The following is an 8,817-nucleotide window of genomic DNA, read 5'->3' as shown; positions in this document are numbered from 1 at the left end:
TTCCGGATCATTTTCTGAAGCCAAATCATATGTAATATTAATAATATCCAAGTTGGCAGCTCTAAACTCTTCAATGCTGAAGTCAAAGAGAGGTCTATTGTCCGTTTTGAGTATTATCTGTGCCCCATCCTTTAAAAACAGCTTATACTTTTCCAAAAATCTGTTATGGGTAAGGCGCCTTTTAGCGTGACGAGCCTTTGGCCAAGGATCGCAAAAGTTTATAAACAGCCGATCTACTTCTTCTTTATCAAAAATTTCATTTATATTTTCAACGTTAAATGGAAGCAATGCCAGGTTTTTTACTTCCTTTTCAAGAGCCTTTTTCAAAGCCATATAGATTACGTCATATTTAGAGTCAATTCCGATAAAATTAATCTCAGGATTCCTATAGGAGTTCTCTACAATGAACTTACCTTTTCCTGTACCTAGTTCTACATATAATGGATTATTGTTATCAAAATGACTTTTCCAATTTCCTTTTTTTTCTTCTGGTTTAAATATTATCAAATGCTGATTTGCTTCTAATGTGCTAAGTGCTTTAGGCTTTTTTCTCAACCTCATTATACCGCCTCCAATTGATTAGTCGTGATTATGAATTATATTATCAATAAGTATTTTAACATAGATAAGTTTATTTTAAATAGTATTCCTAAATAGGATTATATAATTCTAGATATTCCGGAGCTTGGAAAAAGCACAATGCATTGCAATTTTTGACAGAATATTGACAATATTGTATACAATTGAATGTGGACAAACCTATTTTTATATATCATAATATAGATGTAGGATTTATATACTATTATAAGAGAAAAATATTAATGGAGGTGTTTTAATGAAAAAGCTAAGTTTATCTACAAAGATACTTATAGCATTGCTTATTGGTATAGTAGTGGGGTTGTTCATGCAAGGAATGCCGGATGCTGCTAACAATTATATTAAGCCTTTCGGTACATTATTCCTAAATCTCATCAAGCTTATTGTAGTACCATTAGTGCTGGCTTCATTGGTTGTAGGCACTACGGGATTAGGAGATATTAAGAAAATAGGTAGAATTGGCGGAAAAACTTTAGCTTATTATCTTTTAACTACTGCTTTTGCAGTAATCATTGGACTTATACTTGCTAATGTACTAAATGTAGGTGGTGGATATACTATACCTGTAGGGGCAACTCAAGAAGCCCAGGAAGCCCCTAAATTTATTGATACTCTGCTGAACATAATTCCTACAAACCCAATTAAAGCACTAGTAGATGGCAACATGTTGCAGATTATTGTGTTTGCACTAATGTTAGGTGGAAGTATAATGGCTGTAGGAGAAAAGGCTGAATCTCTAAAGAGAGGTTTTGAATCCCTGGCTGAAACCATGTATAAGATGACTGCAGCTATTATGCAATTTGCACCATATGGTGTATTTGCACTTATAGTACCTGTTGTAGCGGTAAACGGTCCATCGGTACTTCTACCTTTATTGAAAGTAATACTGATCGTATACTTTGGCTGCATACTTCATATGGCGTTGGTATATTCCAGCACATTGAAGGTATTGGGAAAATTCAGTCCAATAGAATTTTTCAAGAAGGTGTCTCCTGCATCCTTATTTGCTTTCACAACAGCAAGCAGCAGCAGTACCCTTCCTATAACTATGAAATGTACAGATGAAATGGGAGTATCTAAATCCATAAGCAGTTTCGTCCTTCCTTTGGGCGCTACCATAAACATGGATGGCACAGCATTGTATCAGGGAGTTTGCGCATTCTTTATTGCTCAGATTTCAGGTGTTGACCTGACTATTGGTCAACAGATTACAGTAGTTCTTACAGCTACCTTAGCATCCATAGGTACTGCCGGTGTTCCTGGAGCAGGATTCATTATGCTTACCATGGTTCTTCAAGCAGTAGGATTGCCACTGGAAGGTTTGGCATTGATAGCAGGTATAGATAGAATATTGGATATGGCAAGAACTTCTGTCAATGTTACTGGTGATGCTGCATGTGCAGTTGTAGTTGCAGCGTCGGAAAATGAATTGAATAGAGAAGTAAAAGCAACAGAAACTGCATCTATGTAAAGCCACCGCAGGAGCAATCCTGCGGTTACTTTTTTCTGTTTTATTTACCAATAAACAATTGAGTATACATATTGCTGCCGTCCATAGAAGCAATACCGACTCCTAATTCAGTAAAGTTAGGATTCAGAATATTTTTCCTATGACCCTCAGATTTCATCCATGCTTGGAATGCTCTGTCGGCTGTTGTATTTTGCGCAAGGTTTTCACCTGCATACATATAAGATATACCGTAATTCCGCATCATATCAAAGGGTGATCCATATGTGGGTGATTGGTGAGAGAAATATCCCTTATCAATCATATCTTTTGATTTCATACGAGCAAGTTTTGTCAAGTCATTGTTGGCCTTAAGCGCAGGTGCTCCGACTTTTGCTCTCTCTGCGTTACATAGCTCTAATATTCTTCTTTCTTCAGCAGTCATAACACCTGTACCAGCCGTATCCTCTGTAGGAGTTGTTCCTCCACCGGCACCAGGAGTGGTTGTTCCGCCGCCAGCACCAGGAGTTGTTGTTCCTCCACCAGCACCAGGTGTAGTTGTGCCACCACCAGGGCTCATATCGTTTCCAATACCTACATTTCCAGCATTGTTATTGCCATTTGTTACAGGTGGTTTAACATTTGGTATTTGTTTTGGTTTAGTTCCTGATGGATAAGGTTCCACATATCTGCTTTCAACGCATCCGATATTTTTACTTCCAGGAACCTGAACAATATACCAGTTGCCTGCTTTTCCATAAACATTTAACTTTTGATTTGATGTTACTGTACCAACTTTGGAATAATTCGTACCAGGACCAGACCTTATGGTAAGGCTGGGTATTTTGATCTTTCCGTAGGATATATCAGCCTTTTCAGAACTTGCTGATATTCTGCTGTTATAATCAACATTACCCCATAAGTCATATCTTCTATTGTTTGTCCTGCCCATATTATTGTTGCCTAAACCATCTAGTCCTATATTATTACCCCTGTTGGTGCCGTTTAAATCTCTGTTCTGCTCGTTTGGAGTTGCTATTCTTCTTGCATATTGGTTAGTTGTACATGCTGACAGTGTCAAAGAGAAGACCAACATGCATAATATGAAAGCAAAAAGCCTTTTATATCTACTCATAAACAGCCTCCTTCTAAAATTTATGTCGAAAACTTGCAAATTTAAATGCAGCTTTCATATTTATTTTGCTTTTATAAATGAAAAATATAAAAAAGGATAAGCCTCAAATATAGGTTTGCATGGATTAAAATTCTTGTTTCTTTTAATGCAAATTTTGTATAAAATAAAAGGAGAAATGATAATATTGTAGAAATATAATAGTCAATAAAATTATGAAAGCAGGAGAAATAATGCCAGTATTTGTACAAGCAATATTTATTTTTTTTGCCAGGATATTGGATGTATCAATAGGCACATTAAGAACAATTCTATTAGTCAAGGGAAACAGGAGAATTGCGGCTTTTTTAGGGTTCTTTGAAGTGATGATATATCTTATTGTTCTTGGCAATGTTGTAGGAAACTTAAATAAGCCAATTCTCATAATTGCATACTGCCTTGGTTATGCATGTGGAAATATAATTGGGGGCAAGATAGAAGAAAAATTGTCCTTAGGCAGAGTCACAGCGGAAATAATAGTAAAGGAAGATTATGAGGATATTGTAAAAGTACTTAGAGACGAAGGCTTTGGTGTAACCATATTTGAAGGAATAGGCTTGGAAGGAAAAAGCTATATGCTGAACATAATATTGGAGAGAAGGCAGGTTCAAAAGCTGAATAAAGTTGTGAAAAAAATAAAGCCTAACGCTTTTGTCACTGTGACTGATGTGAGATCTTCAATAGGAGGTCATTTTATTCCCAAAAAGATGTTTTAATACTTAGCTATTGACACAAAATTATATCAAATATATAATAAGATTCATATAAAGGCGATGACAGGGAGAAGTACCAGAAAGTATGCCTCAAAGAGATCCGGCGGCTGGTGTAAGCCGGAAGGCATTGTCTGAGAAATACACCCTTAAGCTGCAGGCTGAAGTTTGAGTAGGCTGAGACGGAAACTTCCACCGTTATATAGGAAGGGGATATTATCTGTATCCTGTTTGAGTTGGGCATTTTGCCAATTAGGGTGGTACCGCGAGCCATTCGTCCCTATCTGTGGGATGAATGGCTTTATTTTTTACACAATATAAGATGGGAGGATGTTATGATGGAAAAAAGAAATGTTTTTGATGTATTAAAGGAAAGAGGATTTATCCAACAAGTAACTCACGAAGAAGAATTAAGAGAACTATTGGGTAAGGAGTCGGTGACTTTTTATATAGGCTTTGATCCAACTGCAGACAGCCTTCATGTAGGTCACTTTTTACAGATGATTGTGATGGCCCATATGCAGAGAGCAGGCCACAGGCCCATTGCACTCCTTGGAGGCGGCACAACAATGGTAGGAGACCCTAGTGGCAGGACGGACATGAGGAAGATGCTGACATTAGAAGAGATTCAGAGCAATGCTGAGAAATTCAAGGTACAATTTGAAAAGTTTTTAGATTTCAGTGATGGAAAAGCAATAATGGATAATAATGCTAACTGGCTTTTGAAGCTTAACTATGTTGATTTCCTCAGAGAAATAGGGGTACATTTCTCAGTAAACAGAATGCTTACTGCTGAATGCTACAAGAACAGAATGGAAAAAGGACTCACATTTATAGAGTTTAATTACATGCTTATGCAATCCTATGACTTTCTTGAATTGTACAGAAGATATGGTTGCAGACTTCAGTTAGGCGGAGATGATCAATGGTCAAATATAATATCCGGTGCAGATCTGATAAGAAGAGTAGAAAACGTACCTGCCTATGGAATGACCTTCACACTCCTTACTACAAGCGACGGCAAGAAGATGGGTAAGACCCAGGCAGGTGCAGTGTGGCTTGATCCGGAAAAGACCAGCCCCTATGACTTCTATCAATACTGGAGAAATGTTGACGATGCAGATGTAGAAAAATGCTTGGCGCTTTTGACATTCCTGCCTATGGAAGAGGTAAGAAGACTAGGCTCTCTCCCCGGCAGCGAAATAAATGAAGCCAAAAAAGTTCTGGCTTATGAAGTAACCAGACTGGTTCATGGCGAAGAGGAAGCAAAAAAAGCCCAGGATGCAGCAGAAGCATTGTTTGGAAAAGGTGGCAATCTGGATATGGTACCAACTACAGAGATTGATAAAGACCAGCTAAAGGATGGGATAAATATCATAGATTTGCTGATCTTAACAGGTTTAGTACCTTCAAAAGGTGAGGGAAGAAGACTCATCAATCAGGGTGGCCTAGCCGTAAACGATGAGAAAGTAGAGTCTATTGATCTCCAAATCACTTTAGAAGACTTCAAAGAAGAAGGGCTGATGATGAAGAAGGGTAAAAAGACATACCATAGAGTTATTATTATAGCATAGGATACCAAATATATAAATTATCAAATAATAATCGATACAAAATAAAAATAAGACGCTGTTTAAGCGTCTTATTTTTATACATTATTCTGTATATTTATAACTATTTAGCTTGGCTCAAAGCTTTTTCTACAAGAGCTTTGAAGTTCTCTCCTGAGTGAGTTGCTCCGCCTGTTACATCAACCTTAGCTATATCTTGTGCAGCAACAAGGTCTGTACCGAATTTTTCATAGGCTGCAGCAACATCTACGTTTTTGTTTTTCATGAAGCTTGCTTTGTAGCCTTCATCTTCAGATTTGAAAACAACAGCATTAGATGAAGCTTCATCATAAGTAGCAGCTGTTATTTTGCCTTCTGCAACAGTGATTGTAACATAAGGAGTCCAGCCTCTTTCATCTGTCTGGCCTGTAGCTTTGAAGCTGCCGTCTTTCAAATTGTCGCCATCTTTTGCCTGAGCTATAGCTTCAGCTGCTAATGCTTTGAAGTTTGTGAAGGAACCTGTAGCGCCTGATACTGCAGCAACTTTTTCTGCATCTTGAGCAGCTACTAAAGCTTCTCCAAACTGTTTGTAAACTGAAACAATGTCCACATTTTTAGCATCCTTGAAGGATTTGATATACTCAGCATCCTCTGATTTGTTCATAGCTCTTGCTTCATCATATTTCACTTCGGATATTTTTCCGTCTTTAACTACTACTGTAACTTCTGGTGTCCAACCTCTTTCGTCGGTGTCACCTTTAGCTGTGTAAGTACCATCCTTATAGGCATTTTCTCCGCTTGTAGATTCATTAGCCGGTGGAGCCGCAGCAGGTTCACTTTTTGGAGCACATCCTGCAGCCATAGCAACTATCAATACTACTACAAGTGCTAATGATAATATTTTTTTCATTAATTTCCCTTCCCCTTTCGAGACTTTGTTAATAATTTTACATTTTTATTATAGCATACTCTAGAAAAAATGAAATAGTTTTATTACAAAATTTATAGAATTTACATAAATAATATTGGTATAAAAACTAATATATGTCATGAAGGTAGCAGAATATACCTTTTTCCAATAAACATCTAATGGTATAATTTAAGGGTAGGGGGTTTATAGTACGTCATTCTTAATATTTTTTACAAAGATGGAGGTATATTTTAAATGTATACACCTGTATTGGAAGTAAACCTAGGGAAGATAAAACATAATACCCAAAAAATAAAAGAATTTTGTGAAATATCAAACATCGAAGTATGTGCAATAACAAAAGGCTTTTGCGCTGAATTACCCATTGTTGAGGCAATTATAGAGGGAGGACTTAATTTTTTCGGTGATTCCAGGATTCAAAATATTATTAAGGTTAAGAAAAAATTTCCCCATGTGAAATATATGATGATAAGGATTCCGAAGATAAGTGAAGCAGAGAAAGTGATAACTTATGCAGATATAAGCCTTCAATCCCAGTTGGAAGTCATTGAAGTATACTCACAGAAAGCAATAAGCATGGGTAAAGTACATAATATTATACTAATGGTTGATGTAGGAGACCTTAGAGAAGGTGTTATGCCTGAAGATGCAGAGCAAGTAGTAGGTAAGATACTATCCATGAAAGGTGTCAACCTCATGGGAGTAGGTACAAATGTTGGTTGTTATGGTAGCATCATGCCCACAGTAGAAAATGCTACAATATTGATAAATTTGAGGAATAAACTGGAGAAAACCTATAACATAAAGCTGCCTATTATCTCTGGAGGTGCTACCAGTTCCCTTAAGCTTCTGAGAGAAAACAACATGCCCAAAGAAATAAACAATTTAAGGATTGGAGAAGCTATTCTACTAGGAGAAGACAGTAATAATGGTATTATGCTTGAAGGCTATCATCAGGATGCATTTATACTAAAAGCTGAGGTAATTGAGTTGAGGGATAAGCCCTCAGTTCCTATAGGAGAAAGAGGTTATGATGCTTTTGGCAATCAACCTGAGTATCCGGATAAAGGTATAAGAAGAAGAGCTATATTATCAATAGGCAGGCAGGATGTAAGGGTAGAGGCTCTTACACCAATATGTCCGGATATGGAAATCCTTGGGGCAAGCAGCGACCATCTCATAGTTGATGTAACAGACAGCAAGGAGAATACGGAGCCAGGCAGCATCATCGCTTTTCGCTGTGCTTATTCAGCCATGCTGAGTCTTACCACATCCCCATATGTAGAAAAAGTTTTTATTCCATGATGTTTCTTGCGCAGCTGCAGGAATTGCCTTTAAAGATTATATATACTATAAGGAATATGGAAACTGCTCCGAACAAGGGGTAGAAAAATGCTACAAGAGATTTAAAGTCGAAGAGGGATAAGGGTACAGAACATAATACTATTAAAGTACATACAGCTTTATAGCTGTATTTCTTTTTGCTGGAAATACGATTTGCGAGGCTGAAAACATCTGAAACAGCAGTAGAAAATATCTCTCCCCATATACACAAAGCCAGTGCATATTTGAAATAAGGATGAAATGATTTTGTTATGTACAGCATAGGCATAGATTCATTTAGTATATCAGGCATATGAATCAAGATCAATGAATTCAGCAAAAAAGCAAGGAGCATAAGACCGAATCCACCGATGAAAGCACCCAACATAAGCACTTTTCTTCTTTTAATATCCTTGGGAAAAGCAGATAAAACTCCTAAAGATAGCACAAGGTTGTATGAGCAATAAAATAACATGAAGAAAAAAGCCTTAAAAGCAGAAGCTTCAGGAGCTATATTTATAGAGTCAAAAATCTGCCAAGTGCTATTTTCCCTAAGAAAAGAAAAGGCAGTAAAAATCACTACAGAGGATATGACTGGCACAATGATGGAGTTTACATTCAATAAACCTTCAAGAGATTTAAACACAGCCAGTAGTGTTAAAAGACATATTATTATGATTCCAACCATCTTTGGAATGTTGAAAAAAGCCTTAAAAACCTCACAACTACCTGAAAACATTATTGAGGTGCCTAAAAATAAAAACAAAGTGATAATGAAATCATAGAACAAGCCTATCTTTTTGCCGCAGAGCTTGCTCACAAAGCTGTTATAATCATAAACCTTCAAATTGTTTGATATTTTGAATACGGAGTTGGCAGCTATAAAAAATATAAATCCTGATAATATAAGAGTTATAAAGCCATAGGAACCAAATATGGAGAAAAATTGCATTATCTCCTGACCTGATGCGTAACCAGCTCCTATGACAGTTCCAATGAATGCAGCACCTATTCTAAAAGATAACAGAATTCCTTTTCTCATATGACCACCCTTTCAATCCATTATATTTTGATTTGCTTAATAATAT

Annotated in this window: 8 protein-coding genes and 1 other annotated feature; of the genes, 4 read left to right on the top strand and 4 right to left on the bottom strand. The window is 36.8% G+C overall.

Annotated features, from left to right (window positions below):
* On the bottom strand, window positions 1-561 hold a 561-nt coding region (trmB, locus tag ACESM9_RS03310), incomplete at its 3' end, for a tRNA (guanosine(46)-N7)-methyltransferase TrmB (protein WP_372995266.1).
* A gap of 274 nt (window positions 562-835) precedes the next feature.
* On the opposite strand from trmB, the gene ACESM9_RS03305 reads away from it, so the two are divergent.
* A complete protein-coding gene (locus tag ACESM9_RS03305) occupies window positions 836-2,068 on the top strand; it encodes a dicarboxylate/amino acid:cation symporter (RefSeq protein WP_372995264.1) in 1,233 nt (410 codons plus the stop codon).
* Window positions 2,069-2,108: 40 nt separating this feature from the next.
* Here the strand turns inward: ACESM9_RS03305 and ACESM9_RS03300 are convergent, their stop codons facing one another.
* Entirely contained in the window at window positions 2,109-3,179 is a 1,071-nt protein-coding gene (locus ACESM9_RS03300) for a CAP domain-containing protein (RefSeq protein ID WP_372995262.1), read from the bottom strand.
* A gap of 230 nt (window positions 3,180-3,409) precedes the next feature.
* Between ACESM9_RS03300 and ACESM9_RS03295 the strand changes: the two genes are divergently transcribed.
* Both ACESM9_RS03295 and tyrS read left to right on the top strand, forming a co-directional pair.
* Window positions 3,410-3,931 (top strand): DUF2179 domain-containing protein, encoded by a 522-nt coding sequence (locus ACESM9_RS03295; RefSeq protein ID WP_372995260.1) that lies wholly within the window; start codon window positions 3,410-3,412, stop codon window positions 3,929-3,931.
* 48 nt (window positions 3,932-3,979) lie between these two features.
* Window positions 3,980-4,210: a binding site (T-box leader), on the top strand.
* 53 nt (window positions 4,211-4,263) lie between these two features.
* Window positions 4,264-5,499, top strand: coding sequence for a tyrosine--tRNA ligase (gene tyrS / locus ACESM9_RS03290; RefSeq protein WP_372995258.1), 1,236 nt, complete (start codon window positions 4,264-4,266; stop codon window positions 5,497-5,499).
* A 100-nt stretch (window positions 5,500-5,599) separates the two neighbouring features.
* On the opposite strand, the gene ACESM9_RS03285 is transcribed toward tyrS, so the two are convergent.
* The gene (locus ACESM9_RS03285; RefSeq protein WP_372995256.1) at window positions 5,600-6,385 is read right to left on the bottom strand and encodes an FMN-binding protein; all 786 of its coding nucleotides are present in this window, start codon (window positions 6,383-6,385) and stop codon (window positions 5,600-5,602) included.
* 255 nt (window positions 6,386-6,640) lie between these two features.
* On the opposite strand from ACESM9_RS03285, the gene ACESM9_RS03280 reads away from it, so the two are divergent.
* Window positions 6,641-7,711 carry an alanine/ornithine racemase family PLP-dependent enzyme gene (locus ACESM9_RS03280; protein ID WP_372995254.1) on the top strand — a complete coding sequence of 357 codons (1,071 nt, stop codon included), beginning with the start codon at window positions 6,641-6,643 and terminating at the stop codon, window positions 7,709-7,711.
* Here ACESM9_RS03280 and ACESM9_RS03275 read toward each other — a convergent pair.
* On the bottom strand, window positions 7,701-8,771 hold the full coding sequence (locus ACESM9_RS03275) for a hypothetical protein (protein WP_372995252.1): 1,071 nt from the start codon (window positions 8,769-8,771) through the stop codon (window positions 7,701-7,703). The genes ACESM9_RS03280 and ACESM9_RS03275 overlap by 11 nt on opposite strands.
* Window positions 8,772-8,817 lie beyond the last annotated feature (46 nt).

The sequence above is a fragment of the Lutispora sp. genome, assembly GCF_041687175.1.
GTDB lineage: Bacteria > Bacillota > Clostridia > Lutisporales > Lutisporaceae > Lutispora.
Note: the sequence above shows the minus strand (reverse complement) of the source record. Positions and strands in the feature narration are given on the sequence as shown.